Raw genomic sequence first — 15,422 nt, 5'->3', positions numbered from 1 at the left:
CCGCGTCCCCAGCCTGTGGAGAACGCCCCGCCCATCGGCGCCTCCGGAAAGCACCGCGCGACCGATCACACCCTCGCCCCGCTCTCGTCCCCGATCGGAGAACCCCTTCTTGTCCGCTCGCCCTCTCGTGCTCGTCGTCTCTCCCGGCGACGAGATCTACCGCGGCTACTGCCTGGAGCAGGTGGCCGACGCGTACGACGTCGTCCTGCTCACCGGCACCGAACCGTCGTGGGAGAAGCCGTTCATCGTCGACCACACCGTGGTCGACTTGAGTGATCCCGTAGCACTTCTCGCCGGCGGCCGATCCCTCGCGGAGCGCTACGACCTCGCCGGCGTGGTGACGTGGGACGAGTGGAACCTCGTCCCCACCGCCCGCCTCGCCCATGCGCTCGGGCTGCCCTCGAACTCCGTCGAAGTGATGCGGGCCTGCCGCAACAAGGCGGTCGCCCGCACTTTGTTCGCCCGCAACGGCGTGCCCTCGGCCGCCTCGATGAGGGCGCGAACCCTGCTGGAGGCCGGCCTCGCGACGATGACCCTCGGTCTGCCCGCCGTCCTCAAGCCCGCCGCGTTCGCCGGCAGCATCGGTGTGATCCGCGTCGACCAGCCCGAAGAACTGCCCGCCGCGTTCGCCCACGCATCCGCCGGCGCGAGCCGCAGCCGCGAAGACACCAGCGTCCTGGTCGAGGAGTACCTCGACGGGCCCGAAGTCTCCGTCGAATGCGTCACCCACCGCGGCACGACCACGGCGGTCGCCGTAACCCGCAAGAGTCTGGGCGGCGCCCCGTACTTCGAAGAGACCGGCCACACCGTCGACGCCGCCGACCCGCTGCTGCCCCAGGTCGCCCCGGTCGCTGCTGCGGCGGTCAAGGCCCTGGGGATCACCGACGGTGTGCAGCACGTCGAATTGCGTCTCGTGGCGGGCAAGCCCCGGCTGATCGAGGTCAACGCGCGCCTGGGCGGCGACATGATCGGCCACCTCGTCCGCCTCGCCACCGGCATCGACCTGCCCAGGGCCGCCGCCGACCTCGCCTGCGGCCGAGCACCGGACCTCACCCCGACCCGCAGCGCAGCCGCAGGCATCCGCATGCTCTACCCCTACACCTCCGGCACCCTCACCGCCCGGCACGTCAACCAGCCCTTCGCCGCCCACACCCCCTGGCTCCACCGGGTGCAGTGGATCCGCGAGGCCGACGACCGGCTCGTCCTGCCGCCCGACGGGGACTTGTTCACCGCCCGGGCCGGGTTCTACATCGTCACCGGCCGCACCACCGCCGAAGTCACCGAACGCCTCGACCTTGCTGGCGACGAGATCACGATCATTACCTCGGTGGACCGATGAAACCCCAGCTCGATCCGCACCACGAGATCGACGGCGACGTGTACGTTTCCCCGCGCCACCTCGCCTCCACCACCGGAACCGGTGACCAGGCCCTCGCACCGCTGCTCGACCTCGGCTGGGACATGCGGCACGACGAGGACGGCAACCTGTATGTGAGCGCTCCTGACCAGCGTGTGCGCCTGGGCTACTTGCCCGAAGGAGAGGACGACGGACTCTGGCGTATCAGCGCGTACGAGGACCAGTTCGGACCGCCCGCGTGGGGCGTCTGCTTCAACGACCGCGTTCCCACCGAGTTCGTGACCGCGTTCACCACCGTCCTCGCGACCGCATACGAGCAGGGGCCGGACGCCTACCTCGCCCGGCCGGTCGCCGACGACGGCGAGCACGATCCCTTCCTCGCGGTCATCCCGCTGCTGAAACAGGGATGGGAGATCGACCGTCCGCGCTGGGGCGTCTTCGCGATCCAGTCCCCCGACGGCCACGCCGGCCTGGAGTTCACCACCGGCTCCCTCGACCCGGAAGCAGAGCTCACCACGCGCGACGCCCGCTGGCAGCTGTGGGCGGGCAAATCCCTCGACCGGCCGGTCTGGTACGCCACGGCCAGCACCGACACCCCCACCGCCCTGCTCACCGCCGTCACCGAAGCCATCGCCGACCCGGCCCCCCTGCCCCGATGGCGCGAAGCGACGTTCAGTTACATCAAGGGGATGGCCCAGCTCACCCCGATCCTCCCGCCGGCTCCCACCCCGCTCGACGTACGGCGGGCCCTCTCCTCCCGCCGTCCGGCCGCGCTGCCCGCGGCCAGCGTCCCGAGGTGGAGCACCACCAGCCAACCGGCCTGCCCGGACCGCGCCGGTAAAACCGCCCCTGATCACCGGAGGATGCTCTTGCCCTTGTACGCCGCCGAGTTCTTCGCCGAACTCCATCTCCCCTTCCCCAACGGCACCACGGTCGGTAGCGCGTACTACGCCACGCCCATCGCGGAATCGCCCCTGCGACTGATGATCGAGTTCACGGACACGCAGTACCGGAACGCGTACGGCGGCCTGCGCCTGACCGTCATGCACATGGAACGCGGCAGGATCGACGCGGTGGCGCTCAGCTTCGCCGATCACGGCACCTTTCACCGCCGGCAAGGGCAGCTGCACGGTCGCAACATGCCCGACACCTTCAACATCAACTTTGGCGGGCCGGGTAAGCCCTCGTGGGAGGGAGCCGACTTCACCGGTCTGCGCGACGCGATCGAGAGGTACACCGGCATCTGGTTCCCCGGGGCCTGGGCGGCCTCCGCGCCGAGCCGCATCGCGAGCCGGAGCGCCCACACGGTTCCCGCGCCGCCGACCACGCACGGCAGCGCTCACACCCGCTGAACCGTCCCCGTTATGTTTTTCGCGGTCCTGCAACGGGGCCGCTGGCCTCCGGGCCCGGCATGACTGTGTCCCCCTGTCGAAGGCATGACCTGGGGGGTGGTGTCACCGGGTCCGGGGGTGTTCGTCGGAGCCGCTGATCAGAGGTCCGGCCACCGTCCGGTCCGGCGCAATGCCGGACAGTTCGCGGGCGGCAGGTCTGCATAACGTGGATGCGCGAGCACGACACCCGAGCCGAGGCCGGCACCGTCAACACCCCCGGAAGGGTGCGATGTTCGAGATTCAAGACGTGGGCGTGTTCCTCGGCCTGGACGTCGGCAAGTCCGCCCACCACGGGCACGGGCTCACCCCGGCCGGGAAGAAGGTCTTCGACAAGCCGCTGCCCAACAGCGAGCCGAAGCTGCGGGCCGTGTTCGACAAACTGTCCGCGAAGTTCACCACCGTGCTGGTCATCGTGGACCAGCCCGCCTCCATCGGCGCCCTGCCCCTGGCCGTCGCCCGCGACGCCGGCTGCAAGGTCGCCTACCTGCCCGGCCTGGCGATGCGACGGATCGCCGACCTCTACCCCGGCGAGGCCAAGACCGACGCCAAGGACGCCGCCGTCATCGCCGACGCCGCGCGAACCATGCCACACACCCTGCGCTCGCTGGAACTGACCGACGAGATCACCGCCGAGCTGACCGTCCTGACCGGCTTCGACCAGGACCTGGCTGCCGAGGCCACCCGCACCAGCAACCGGATACGCGGCCTGCTCACCCAGTTCCACCCGTCGCTGGAACGCGTCCTCGGCCCCCGCCTGGACCACCGGGCCGTCACCTGGCTCCTGGAGCGCTACGGCTCCCCGGCCGCCCTGCGCAAAGCCGGCCGACGCCGCCTCGTCGAGCTGATCCGGCCCAAGGCCCCCCGCATGGCCGCACGGCTGATCGACGACGTCTTCGACGCCCTGGACGAACAGACCGTGATCGTTCCCGGCACCGGCACCCTCGACATCGTGGTCCCGTCCCTGGCCCGCTCGCTCGCTGCTGTCCACGAACAGCGCCGGGCCCTGGAAGCCCAGATCAACACCCTGCTGGAAGCCCACCCTCTTTCCCAGGTCCTGACCTCGATGCCCGGCATCGGCGTCAGGACCGCCGCAGTCCTGCTGACCACCGTCGGCGACGGCACCAACTTCCCCACCGCCGCCCACCTCGCCTCCTACGCCGGCCTCGCCCCGACCACCCGACAGTCCGGAACCTCGATCCACGGCGAACACGCACCACGCGGCGGAAACCGGCAGCTCAAACGCGCAATGTTCCTCTCCGCCTTCGCCTGCATGAACGCCGACCCCGCATCCCGGACCTACTACGACAAACAGCGAGCCCGCGGCAAAACCCACACCCAAGCCCTCCTCCGCCTCGCCCGCCAACGCATCAGCGTCCTGTTCGCCATGCTCCGCGACGGCACCTTCTACGAATCCCGGACACCGACAGACATCGAACTCGCCGCATAACCCCACCATTCCGAACCACCCCAAAACCGACAGGGATGCCTTGACGAACGACATAGAGGCACCCCCCCGCACCCTGCTCCAAGGAGTCCTCTCTCACGTGCACGCACGATTCGTCCGCTCCGCTGCCGTCGTCATCGCGGCGGCCGGGACCCTGACCTGGGCGCCGGTCGCCAACGCTGAGTCATCCGAGCCGACCCCGCCATCCTCCGCCGCTCCCGCCGAGACCTCAGAAGCAGACGTAGGCAGTGTCGAGATCACCACGAAGGACACGGCCGACAACTTCCTGCCCGGCACCGCGTTCCTGCTGCTCGACTCCAACGGCCAGGAAGCCGGACGCGGCCAGAGCGACGCCCATGGGAAGCTGACCGTCCCCGACCTCGCACCGGGCGTCTACAGGCTCAAGCAGACGGCGTCCGGCAGCCCCCTCCACGAGGTAGTCGCCGACCAAGATGTCATCGTCACCCCGGGCGGGACCACCCGTCTGACGATCACCGACCCGTACAGGACTGCCAAGATCCTCCTGCAGGTCAGGGACGACAAGACCGGCAAGCTCCTGCCCGGCGTGACGGCGAACGTCGGCACCGGCAACTCCGCACTGCTCACCCTGAGCACGGGAGCAGCGGGAACGGCGTCCGGTGAACTGGTTGTGACGAGCCGCAGCACCAAGGTCTGGGTCAAGGAGGTCAAGGCCCTCGCCGGTTACGACCTCAACAGACAGGTGAAGACGATCACGGTCGGCCCCGGAACCTCGGCCACCGTCGCCTTCACCAACGCCAAGACGGGCACGCACCCGGAGCCCGATCCGTCAGACAATCCGACGGACAAGCCCACCCAGTCCCCGCCCCTTTCCGGCAAGCCGAGCGGCGGAACCCGAGACGCCACGCCCTCCGCCTCGGGCAGCGACACACCGGAGCCCGACTCCTCATCTGCTGCGGTTCCTGTCGGAAGTTCCACGCCGACAGCGCCAACGGGCTCCCTCGCCCACACTGGAGCCGACGCCACACCATGGCTGATCGGCGGCGCCGGCATGCTGATTGCAGCAGGAGGAGGCGCCCTTCTCCTGGCGCGCCGTAACAGCAAGAGCCTCACCGAGAACTAGTCCACACTCCACAGCACAACTCCGGAGCCCCGGATTCCATCCTCTGGAATCCGGGGCTCCGCTATGCCCACGGACAGACGCCCTTGGTTCCACCGCCGCAGTGACCGCGACCGCAGTGGAGTAGCCCACTCGCCGGCCACCGCACGAGCCGCTCTCCTATCAGAGCCCTGATTCCAGCTCTCGCGCCCAGGACCGAAGCGCTGCACGTTGTCCGGTTCCGGTCTGCTGCCAGTAGGGATGCCACCAGACCCGGACCGACAGCTCCAACAGGCGGCGGCGAAGAGCCGTCGTCCGCCACCGGTTGGCCGGATCGGCGAGGCTCCGATAGGTCCGCTCCCACGCGCACTGCGCGGCGACCAAGTCCTCAGGCATAGAAGAGCAACGCATTGCGATATTGCATCACGTGTTCGATTTTTGACGCATCCCCGCAGGTGAGCCGATGCGCGAGCCACCGTCTCACCAGGTCGTCGTGCAGGAAAACTAGAGGCGTGCGGGAGGCAGGCCGTACCGGCTGACGGCCACGTACGTCTCCGGTGTTGCTGCTTCGAGGAGGCTTCCGTCTCCCCGCAAGTCGAGTTCCGGTTCCTCAGAACGACGCAGAAGGCTGGTCCAGCCTCTCTCCGCTCCGTGCTCGTAGGCGTCACGGAGCAGGGGACGCAGCCGTGGGCGGGCTTCCTCCTGCTGCTCACGGAAGATACGCCGCTGGGTGAGGCGCTGTTCCTCCTGATCCTCGTCGCTGAGTTCCGGATCAGCGAACACTTGGTCCTCGGCACGTAGCCCCGGGGTGCGCCGGGCGATGGCGAGGTCCTCCTCGTGGAGGCGCTCACAGGCGGCGAAAAGCTTCCGAGACATGCCGAGATGGACCTCCGTACCCGGGATGCGACAGCTGAGGAAGTCATCGAGGCCCATGGCGCGAATCCGGGTGCGCAACGTGTGCTGTTCGGTGTCGGCCGCTACTCCGAGGGCGTCTGCCCGCATAGCGAGGGTGAGGTCGTCGCCCTCCAGCGGGGTCGTCAGCCCAGTGCGCCGGCGGCGGGAGGACCGGTCGGCGGCTACGGGTACGGTGCGCAGTTGCGCGGCGGGAACCGAGCGCAGGGCCAGATAGGTCAGCATCTGGGCGCGAGCGGCGCCGATGAGAGCGTCGTCGTTGTCGCCGAGACGGTCCTCCAGATTGCCCGGGCCCGCTGCCTTGGCGGTACCGGATCCGGCGGGGGCGAGCGGCGGCAGCCCGGGGTGCACGTTGTGGTCGATCGTGAGGAACAGGTCATCGTCGGGCCTCACGGAGGCTCCGACCAGAACGGTGCGGTGCGCGTACGCGCCGAGAGCTTTGCTGCCGGCCGCGAGCTGTTCCCACCCCTCGCGCAACTTCTTGAGACCTACGTCACCGCCCTTGGCCTCGATCAGCCAGTACAACTCTTCCGTCTCGTGGTGCCCCCACAGGTCGGGCAGCTTCGCCTTCGGATTCTTGAACGTTGTCAGCAGGGCAGGGATCGGCCCGCCGAGTTCGAGGTGCTCGGTCTGACCGAGTCCCAGCAGCGAGCGGCAGGCCCACTCGGTCATCGTCATGCCCAGCCGATACCCGGCGGCGACCTTCGCGCTGCGCTCGGTACCGTGGGCGTAGACCGGGTTCCAGGTCAGGCGGCGGCCCTTCGCGCCCTCCACGGGGTGCCGGGGCGTCACGGGGTGCGCACCGAGGTATGCGTACAGCGGGGAGACCCGGGCGACGAGTTCCCCGTGTGCGTAGCGCGGCTGGTTCTGCAGGTGCGGGGTGACGTCGCGGCCGACTTCGGTTGCGGCCTTGATGATCTCCCGCCAGGTGGTGGTCGGCGCGTACCAGCCGTCGGCCGCGGGGAACCCGTCCGATCCGGTCCACGCCGTGTGCTTGGCGGTCCGCCACTGCCTCCGGGGCTTCTTCGCGGGTCCGCTACGGAACAGGACCGGTACGTCGAAGCTGTCGGCGTACGTCAACGGAGGCGCGTCGGGGACGTGTGCGGGGATCATGCGGATCACTCTGGCACGGCCTCGGCGCCTTCTCGGAGCTTGGTAGCCAAGCCGGGAAGGAAGTCCGGCGTGTCGAGTCGGCGCTGGCCCGACCCAGCCCTGATTTGGTGAAGATCAGAGCGCCGTTACATCTCCATGCTTGACCTGCCGGTCCGCTGTCTGTCTCGGAAAGCACCGCGTGGCTGTGCCGAGAGCGTGACCGTTTTCTCAGTCTGACTCGTCACTGGCTCGTGCGTTCAGCAGGCGGGGCACTACGCGCCCGCGCCCTCCTTCTGGACGAACGCTCGGAAGAACCGGAACACCCTGGTCTGGTTGTGAGGATTTCCGCGTTGAGGGATGGTCTCGTCTCTCTATTGCGCGCTGTGTGTGCGTTGTGGCGCGCTGGGCGAACAGTCCAACTACCCCTATGGCTACATACAGGGGAAGGAATGAGATTTCGGACTTCTCGGGAAGGTGGTCCTCCCGGCCGATGACAAGGCATATCGTCGTCCGGCGTGAGTAACTCCAAGTACCAGCACATGAGGTTGTGGTTACGCCGCTCCCATCGGTGCATTGGAGGCACACATGAATGGCGGGGAGTCTCGCGAGAAGAGGAGGGGACCGGCAAAGGTCTTGATCGCTGTCCTGTCAGCGCTGGTTAGTCGAGCAGTTGCCGACTGGTTCAGCGACTGGAGGAGGCGCCATGGCCTTTAACCGGTCCCCGGTAACGAATCGCTGAACGCGTACGCGGTCAGCCAAACCCGGGTTTGAGGAACCCGAACCCCGCGGGGCCGCGCCTGCACGCGTGGCCCCGCTCTCTTTTGTTGGCGGCAAACTATGAACCCGACACCGCCCGTTCAACGCTCAGGCATGGGTCAAATTAAAAGCGTCACCACCCCAGGCACTGTAGCGCGCTCCCCGCGCCCGCGGGGATGGTCCGCGCTTCTTGCCGTTATTTCCAACCTGACTGCGACCGGCTTGTGCTCCCCGTGCGCGGGAGCACGGCACCAGTGGTTCGCCGCCTGGCTTCCAGTCCCCCTGACCTTTGCTGCTCGCCGGTCAGCGCCTCCGCTTCTGCGTCGGCGGCGGTCTTAGCTCCGCGGCCGAGCGGCCAGCGACCTGCGATCGGCCGTGAGAGAGGGCAGCGAGGTTTGAGACCCCACGCGAGGGGGTGGTCGGACAGTTCGCCGGGGGCAGACAGGAAAGATCGCGGAAAGACTGGCCAACGTGTGCGAGGGCATGTCAACGTAGACGACCTTGCAAGAAACCCCAGGTCAGAGAGGTGATTGCCTGTGGCCGTAGCCCCTTCGGGCCCCGGTTTCCGCACTACCGTTGAAGCACTCAGGCTGCGGCAGTGGCAACTCGGTCCCGGCCAGCCGACCCTGGTCACGGACCAGTTCTCCGCCGAGGACTTCCACCTGGTCGTCGATGACCGGGCGGACGTCCACATCAGCAGCAAGGACGGCCGCTTCTACCTCGGCTGGTTCCCACTCGGCCGACCCGGCACGGACGGCGAGGGATGGAAGATCGCCGTCACCGGGACCGCCAAGGTGCCTGGTTACTACGTGTCGTTCGACACCGATACGCCGGCCGATATCGTCGCCGCCGCTGTCGCGCGTGTGCTGGAGACCTCTCGTCGTCTCTGACGGCGCGCCCACCGCAGCGGCCGGCCCCTTCGTTCAGCGAGCGGGCCGTCCGAGCGGTCGTCCGCTTCACGAACCCGTTCCCCGCCCCAGGAGGTTGTTCATGACGTCCCCGGAGATGACCGTCGGCCGTCTCATCGACCTGTTGTCCGCCTGCGACCGAACCGCTTCCGTCCGCCAGGCCATGAACCCGTTCTTCCCGATGGCCCACCGCCTGGAGCAGGTCGTGCAGTCGGTGGACGAGACCGGCCGGACCGTCGTCTACCTCGCCGAAGGGCGCGAAGAGGACGCGCAGCTCGGCCACCTGCCGCCCGAGGTCGCCATCGACCTGACGTGGCAGGGCCCCGTCCAGGCGCCTCCGCGCCGTCCCCGCCGCCGCGCCGGCGGCAACTAGATCCACCGAGCCCTTGGAGGCGCCCTGTACCCCGACTTCCCGTCTAACTCGTGCCCCCCGAGCGGCAGCCAGCCCGCTTTCTGGGTCGGTCCCCGGCACCTGGCAGGTGACGACGGGCGCTTCTACGACGTAGTCGCCGACACGCTCGCCGGCTTGGGCTGGACGAGCCTCACGATCGTCCGCGGACGCCACGAGCCCGACGAAGCACCGGAGGACCGCCAGGTCCTGCGGAGCACCGTCCTGCACATCAGCCCCGACGCCCTGCGCTGGGCCCAATGGGTCTTCGCGGACGAGCCGTTCACCCTCGGCGAGCTGCCGGTCGCCTGGCAGGTCTCCGCCCGGGCCGAGGCGAGCAGCCCGCTCGCCCAGTGGTCGGCCTACTTCACCCGCGACGTCCCCGGCGAGGCGGTCGTCGACTTTCTCGTCGCGCTCGACGCGAGCGAGCAGCCCGCCGTTCCGCTCGCCGGGTCCGAACTCGTCCTCGACGCGGTCTCCGCCCACGGATGGTTCCGTGACATCGATCAGCGTCACGCGGCAGCGACGGATCCGACGTTCACCTCGCACATCAGCCTCGGCGAGGTCCCGCACCTCATCCAGGACGCCGACCCGCGCGTCTTGGTCGCCGAAGCCGATGATGCGGGGGCGGCCGGATGGCAAGCATGGTCCGAGCCTCGGCTCGGCGCGAGCTGGCTGTGGGCGGCTTCGTTCGCCGCCAGTGTCCCGCACGATCTCGTCGCTGCCTTCGCGGCCTCCCTCAGCTCGACCGCACCGGTCCTGCGGCGGGTACTGCCCGAGGCCACCCAGGAGCGCCTTCTGCGCGCGCCCGCCAGCTAACGCTCCACGCCCCCTCGACGATCGCAGTCCGGCACCCCAGGAGAAGGGGTGCCGGACTTTTCTGCTGCTCGGGCAACAGACGTGGACTCCTCAACGCCCAAGGCTGTTTGCCGCCCCGCGACGGAACGATGCAGGATGCACCCATGCAACCCAGCGTCGGCGTCTTCCTGATCATGGGCCTCGTTGTCGCCGCGACGATCGCCACGGTCCGTTCACGCCGCAAGCGCAACGCCGCCCTCGCGGCGCAGTGGCAGGCATTCCAGCAGCACCGCAGCTCCGGCCCGGGCCAACTCCTTCAGGTCGCGCGGGTCTACCAGCGCGGTCGGCGCGGCTCAAAGGCCGTCGTGACCTGGTGCGATACCGGACGGCAGCAGGACGCCTGGTTCTGGAACTGGCACGTTCCGGCGGGCGCGTACCTGCTCGTCAACGCGTCCAGCGGCTATGGGCCGCACAGCCACAACCCCAACGTCCTCTACGTCCAGCCGAATCAGGTCCGCGCCTGGGTTCCTGGCCAGGCCGCCCGCGCCGCGCAGCGCATCAGCCAGTAACACGATGCTGCCCCCGACCACCGTGGTCGGGGGCAGCATCACCATCCTCAGGCGCGCGGGATCAGCTCGTTGCCGTGGCCTTGGCGAGCGCCTTGTCGAGATGGCGGTCGACGAGGGCCGGGGAGCCGGAGACGATCACCAGCAGGCTGCCGTCGCGGATCGCGGTCTGCTTCACCACGCTGCTTCGCCCTGCGGCGGTGAACGTCAGAAGCTGATTCCACTGCTGATCACCGTCGGCATCGGGAGCGGTCAGCTCCTGCGAAGCGACATCGACCGGGGTGCCGCCGGAAACGACCTGATAGGCCGGGCATCCGGTCATGGCGTCGAAGATCCGGCCGATGCCGTCGGAGAGCTTCTTCGCGCTGTCGCTGTACAGCTCCTCGGAGATCTCCGAGGAGCTGCCGCCGTAGGTGAAGGTTGCCTTCGCCCTGTGCGGGAAGGCGAGCGGGCCGCCCGTTGCCGCGTCGCCGCCCAGCTCGCTCAGGGCCGGGCAGCCGAGGACGGTGACGTCGTCGTGCTGGGCCGGATGCTGCGGCTTGGCCAGGTAGCCCTTGCCGAGGTCACTGGGAGCGAGAAGGCGGGTCTCGAGCGCGGCCGAGGAGAGCACGGCCGTCTCTCCAGCACGATCGGACGGCTTGCTCGCCGGGCCCGCGGAAGAGCGCTGGACTGCGGCGGTGTCGTTCGAGCAGACGGGCAGGGTGAGGAGGGCCGCGGTGATGCCGAGGGTGGTGGCGGTGACGCGAACGCGCATGACGGAACTGACCCCTTGGTGCTAGGCGATGGGTGGTCAGTGCGGGCCGGGGGCCCAGTGGGTCGTAGGGGTGGTGGTCAGCGCCCGAGGTGGCGCAGGCAGTCCTCGAACGTCGCGTGCGTCGCATCCGCCGGTCCCGAGTGCCGGTTGTACCAGGCGGTGTCGATGCGGGTCTCGCGCTGATGGTGGCCCGCCCGGCAGCGGAGCCAGATCTCCCCGCGGGTGGCGAGGATGAGCCAGGCCCGGTACGCGCCGCACTCGACACAGACGACCATCTCGCCGTCGAGGACAAGTGGCTGCGACCAGGGCATCATCTTGCCTTCCACCTGGTCGTGGCTCGGAACCCGCAGTTCCGGCGGGAGGAAGTCGTCCACGACGGCGGTCGGCGGGGTGGGCTCCGGCTCAGGCGCCGGCTCTCCGACGCCGGGCGGGAGCTGGCCCTGCAGCTGGGCGTGCAGCTCGGCGAACTCCCGCTGAGCTTCGGTCGGCTCCATGGCCCGGCGGCGTATCCGGCGAAACATCCTGGTGTCCTCCTCTACCTCGTGACCTCGTTCTTCGCGCTTCATGATCGTGCCCCACGACCCCGGAGGCTTCAACTCACAACAGCTACAGTCCTCCGGTTACGGCAGCACGGTGGCGTCGGAGCTTTAGGAGTTCGACGCTCGGCTCAGCTGTGAACCCCTACGGTGGCAGCGGTGGAGACCCAGAGCATTCGGAAAACCTTCCTGATGTGGCGAGTTACCGCCCGTCAATGGCTGAAATGAACAGCATGCTGAGAGGTATCCTCTGCCTCACTGTTAGCGCACTGCCCGCTTGCGGGCCTGTCGCATCCTGGGGGCATGGTGGCCACTCCGTGGAATCGGAATCATCGGATTACGCTGGCTGGGGTGATCGTTGCAGCCGTCGTGGGAGTGGGCACTTGGTACTTCGCCTCGGGCGATTCGGTCGAGAACAACTGTTCAACTTCGTCCAACTGCGGCGGCGGTGACGTCACGGTCAATGAACCTGCTGTGCCGAATTCGTCGACCACGCAAACCCCGTGATCACCATGATGCGCTGCTTTGCCATGACTCTACCGACTGTCGCCGTTCTGGCGGCTTGTACGTCTACTACCAATAACTGCTCGGGAGCATCGAATTGTGCTGGCGAGGCAGTCAAATCAGCCGTCTCCGCAACATCTTCCAACACTCCGTCGGCAGCTTCGTCGTCGCCGTCGAGCACCCCTTCTGCAGAGGAAACCACCTCGCTCCCGGCGGAGTCCGTAAATTCGAAGGGGGAGCCTTCCGTGCCCGCCGAGCCTCCCGGTTCCCCAGAGGCGGCGACTGCACGGTGCGGCGATGAATGCCACTGGCGAGACTGGGCCTCTCTGCCTGGAGTCCAGGTACGTCCGAGCTGGGAAAAGAGAGGGGACGACTTCTTCCTCGTCGCCGAGTGGAAGTCAACCCCTACGCGGAGACTCGACGCCTGGGTGTGGTTGAAGGATGGAGGAGGCGAGGAGACTGTTTACCCCTTCGAAGACAGCGCTATCGGTTGGCATAAAATGGTGACGACACCGGAGGGATTTCGCGAGACCTTCCTCTTGCCGATCGACCTTGAAAAGGGGCGCCGATACAGCGTCTCGATCTCTGTGCAACCGTACAAGCCGGGCGCCCGTGGGCCCGACATCAGCAACCCCGAAGTCGACGGCCTGATGGCCACGTTCATCTATCGGTAAAGCAATGCCATCTGACTGCTCGTCAGGCATCGGGTTTCACGGGAGCGCGAGGTTAGCGGCTCGGGCGCGAGGTGCCCTCGCCGCTGCGTCGCCTGCCGGGCGCGGAGGGCCCAGTGCTCTCCCCGCGCTTGGTGGACCTGCGCGCTGTCGTGCTGGTCTCGGGAAGGTGGGAGGCGTCGGCAGGCAGTTCTGCGGCTCGTCGCATCCGCCACACGAGCACGTCGCTGACGGAGTCCGCGGTGTTGAGCTCGCGCCGTCCGGCAGCGTCGGACAGCAGAGCGGCCGGGTCGTGGCCGGCGGACTCGGCTTCCGCGACGGTGGCGGCCAAGGCGTACCACCCGGGTTCGGCGAGGATCTGCTCGGCCAGCTCCGGCAGGGCCTCGCGCAGTAGTGCGGTCTGCCGTTGGAGCATCGGCCGGCTCAGGCGCCGACCGCGTTGGTGGAGGACGCCGAGGGGCTGGGCGGCGGCAGCCCGGTAGGCGGCGCGCAGGTGTTCGGCAGACCGGGCGGCGGCCTCGGCCTGCTGGGCGTGCCCCTTCCGCGCGTGCCAATGCGCAGTCACGGTGATCAGGAAGATCAGCGTGTCGAGCACCATGGCCGTGGTGGCTCCGTCCTCGCTGCGGCCGAGGGCAGGGCCGCCTCGGACGAGGTCGCGGGCGGCCTGCCGCAGAGCGCGGTCGTGCCCGCGTACGGCACGGACATGAGAGCGTGAGGCCCGTTCGAAAGCCGTGGCGGCGTCGCGCAGTTCGCGGCGGGTGTGGGCAGCGGACGTCTTCGCGAGGGCGTCGAGCACTTCGCCGGCGGCAGCGATGTGGGCGGCGGCGAGCGCGTCCTCGCCGTGCTCGACGACGAGGACGGCCTGCCACACGACCGAGGCCGTCGTGCGGCGCGCGGCGGCCGGGCCGCCCGGACCCGTGCGGATCGCTTCGCTCTGCCGGGGAGCCGGGGTGTCGGCGGACCAGCGCTCGCGGATGCGGGGCAGCGACAGGTCGGGGGCCAGGCGGGCCCCGGGGAAGAAGATCGGCTCACCGTCCTTGTTCAGGTCGTCGGGCAGCGCGACCTTGTATCCGAGGAGGTCACCGGAGGGCGCGGCGCGCTTGCGGATCAGGAGGCCGGCTGCGGCGAGCCGGTCGAAGAACTCCTCGTCGCTCCGGGCCCCGCTCACCGCGCGCCGTACCGCATCGCGCAGTTCCTCGCGGGCGGTGCGTTCACGACCCTGCCGCTCGGCTTTGTGGCGCTCGGCGCTGGTGGGTCGCTGTGCGGCTGTGCCGTCGCCGGGCGCGACCTGATGGAGGCCCAATTCCTTCTCGATGAGCCGGGCTTCGGCCTGGGCCCGGGCGCCGGAGCGGAAGTCGTCGGGGTGATGTCCGTCTTCGGTGACGGTGGTGGCGACGATGTGGATGTGGTCTTCGGCGTGGCGTACGGCGGCCCAGCGGCAGCCGGACTGTCCGTCGCCCGGGTCGATGCCGGTGGCGGCGACGATGCGGCGGGCGATGTCGGCCCATTCCTCGTCGGACAGGATCCGGTCGCCCGGGTCGGCGCGTACGGAGGTGTGCCAGACGTGCTTGGCCGGGCGGGCGTGCTGGGGGAGGGCCATCACGGTTTGGTCCAGGAGCCGCTGGAGGTCGGTGAGGGTGGCGTCCCGATCGCGTCCGGGGTCGGGGGACATGCCATCGAAGGAAGCGACGAGGTGGGGGTCGGTGTGGTCCTCGTGTTTACCGGTGTCGTAGAGGTAGTGAAGGAGACCGCGGGTGTCCGAACCGGAGGGGTTGACGCTGGGGATCATGAGCCGTGGTGCTCAATCAGCCGGGTGGCAGCCGCGTGGGCGGTGTCGGCGGCCCGTCGTACGGCTGCGATGGTCGCTTCGAGATGGGGGACGGTCGCACCGGAGTTGAGTGCCTTGACTGCCTGGTTGAGGTTGCTGCCGGCCCAGCCGAGCCGACGCCGGCTGTCGAACAGGGCGGTGACCACTTCGCGTTCGTCGGCGATCTCGGCGCTGGTGCGGTCGAGGTCGCGGGCGGCAGCGAGCGCGGAGCGGGCGAGGAACCCGGCGACGGACAGGTTGCACCGGGCGGCGGCGGACTTGATCAGGGCGTACTCGTCTTCGTTGAATCGCGTGGCGGGCTGGCGCAAGCGCTTCTTCGCGGGAGGCTGGCGCGGGCGTTGACGAGCGCGCTGTCGGCGGTCGCGCGGGGCGGTCTGCTTCTCCTCCTGCCCCGGCTTCGATCCGCCCCCGGTCGAAGCCCGAAGGACCTGCGCCCCCC

At 68.9% G+C, this 15,422-nt stretch carries 14 protein-coding genes and 1 pseudogene; 9 read left to right on the top strand and 6 right to left on the bottom strand.

Annotated features, from left to right (window positions below):
- Positions 1-109 precede the first annotated feature (109 nt).
- The 4 genes and pseudogenes from OHA55_RS01135 to OHA55_RS01115 all read left to right on the top strand — a co-directional run bounded on the left by OHA55_RS01135 (position 110) and on the right by OHA55_RS01115 (position 5,294).
- A complete protein-coding gene (locus OHA55_RS01135; protein ID WP_266701894.1) occupies positions 110-1,339 on the top strand; it encodes an acetyl-CoA carboxylase biotin carboxylase subunit family protein in 1,230 nt (409 codons plus the stop codon).
- Positions 1,336-2,178: pseudogene (locus OHA55_RS01130) on the top strand (DUF317 domain-containing protein); the annotation flags it as partial. The gene OHA55_RS01135 and the pseudogene OHA55_RS01130, both read left to right, overlap by 4 nt.
- Before the next feature lie 799 nt (positions 2,179-2,977).
- On the top strand, positions 2,978-4,195 hold the full coding sequence (locus OHA55_RS01120; RefSeq protein ID WP_266701892.1) for an IS110 family transposase: 1,218 nt from the start codon (positions 2,978-2,980) through the stop codon (positions 4,193-4,195).
- Positions 4,196-4,292: 97 nt separating this feature from the next.
- The gene (locus tag OHA55_RS01115) at positions 4,293-5,294 is read left to right on the top strand and encodes a collagen binding domain-containing protein (protein ID WP_266701890.1); all 1,002 of its coding nucleotides are present in this window, start codon (positions 4,293-4,295) and stop codon (positions 5,292-5,294) included.
- Between the two features lie 480 nt (positions 5,295-5,774).
- Here the strand turns inward: OHA55_RS01115 and OHA55_RS01110 are convergent, their stop codons facing one another.
- A complete protein-coding gene (locus OHA55_RS01110; RefSeq protein WP_266701888.1) occupies positions 5,775-7,295 on the bottom strand; it encodes a gamma-glutamyltransferase in 1,521 nt (506 codons plus the stop codon).
- A gap of 1,271 nt (positions 7,296-8,566) precedes the next feature.
- On the opposite strand from OHA55_RS01110, the gene OHA55_RS01105 reads away from it, so the two are divergent.
- The 4 genes from OHA55_RS01105 (at position 8,567) to OHA55_RS01090 (ending at position 10,693) form a co-directional block, all read left to right on the top strand.
- Positions 8,567-8,920, top strand: a complete 354-nt coding sequence (locus OHA55_RS01105) for a DUF317 domain-containing protein (RefSeq protein WP_266701886.1) — start codon at positions 8,567-8,569, stop codon at positions 8,918-8,920.
- A 100-nt stretch (positions 8,921-9,020) separates the two neighbouring features.
- Positions 9,021-9,311 carry a hypothetical protein gene (locus OHA55_RS01100; RefSeq protein WP_266701884.1) on the top strand — a complete coding sequence of 97 codons (291 nt, stop codon included), beginning with the start codon at positions 9,021-9,023 and terminating at the stop codon, positions 9,309-9,311.
- A complete protein-coding gene (locus tag OHA55_RS01095) occupies positions 9,312-10,145 on the top strand; it encodes a DUF317 domain-containing protein (protein WP_266710377.1) in 834 nt (277 codons plus the stop codon).
- 143 nt (positions 10,146-10,288) lie between these two features.
- On the top strand, positions 10,289-10,693 hold the full coding sequence (locus OHA55_RS01090) for a hypothetical protein (RefSeq protein ID WP_266701882.1): 405 nt from the start codon (positions 10,289-10,291) through the stop codon (positions 10,691-10,693).
- 61 nt (positions 10,694-10,754) lie between these two features.
- Here the strand turns inward: OHA55_RS01090 and OHA55_RS01085 are convergent, their stop codons facing one another.
- The 3 genes from OHA55_RS01085 to OHA55_RS01075 form a co-directional block, all read right to left on the bottom strand.
- Positions 10,755-11,444: a hypothetical protein gene (locus OHA55_RS01085; protein WP_266701880.1), complete on the bottom strand. Its 690-nt coding sequence runs from the start codon at positions 11,442-11,444 to the stop codon at positions 10,755-10,757.
- 77 nt (positions 11,445-11,521) lie between these two features.
- The gene (locus OHA55_RS01080) at positions 11,522-11,965 is read right to left on the bottom strand and encodes a hypothetical protein (RefSeq protein WP_266701878.1); all 444 of its coding nucleotides are present in this window, start codon (positions 11,963-11,965) and stop codon (positions 11,522-11,524) included.
- A 475-nt stretch (positions 11,966-12,440) separates the two neighbouring features.
- On the bottom strand, positions 12,441-12,686 hold the full coding sequence (locus OHA55_RS01075) for a hypothetical protein (protein WP_266701876.1): 246 nt from the start codon (positions 12,684-12,686) through the stop codon (positions 12,441-12,443).
- Between the two features lie 43 nt (positions 12,687-12,729).
- On the opposite strand from OHA55_RS01075, the gene OHA55_RS01070 reads away from it, so the two are divergent.
- Positions 12,730-13,158: a hypothetical protein gene (locus tag OHA55_RS01070; RefSeq protein ID WP_266701874.1), complete on the top strand. Its 429-nt coding sequence runs from the start codon at positions 12,730-12,732 to the stop codon at positions 13,156-13,158.
- 52 nt (positions 13,159-13,210) lie between these two features.
- On the opposite strand, the gene OHA55_RS01065 is transcribed toward OHA55_RS01070, so the two are convergent.
- Both OHA55_RS01065 and OHA55_RS01060 read right to left on the bottom strand, forming a co-directional pair.
- Complete coding sequence (locus OHA55_RS01065; RefSeq protein WP_266701872.1) at positions 13,211-14,944, bottom strand: relaxase/mobilization nuclease domain-containing protein; 1,734 nt, start codon at positions 14,942-14,944, stop codon at positions 13,211-13,213.
- Positions 14,941-15,291, bottom strand: a complete 351-nt coding sequence (locus OHA55_RS01060) for a mobilization protein (RefSeq protein ID WP_266701870.1) — start codon at positions 15,289-15,291, stop codon at positions 14,941-14,943. Before OHA55_RS01060 ends, OHA55_RS01065 begins: the two co-directional genes overlap by 4 nt.
- Between the last annotated feature and the right edge of the window lie 131 nt (positions 15,292-15,422).

The organism is Streptomyces sp. NBC_00102 (assembly GCF_026343115.1).
Lineage (GTDB): Bacteria > Actinomycetota > Actinomycetes > Streptomycetales > Streptomycetaceae > Streptomyces.
Note: the sequence above shows the minus strand (reverse complement) of the source record. Positions and strands in the feature narration are given on the sequence as shown.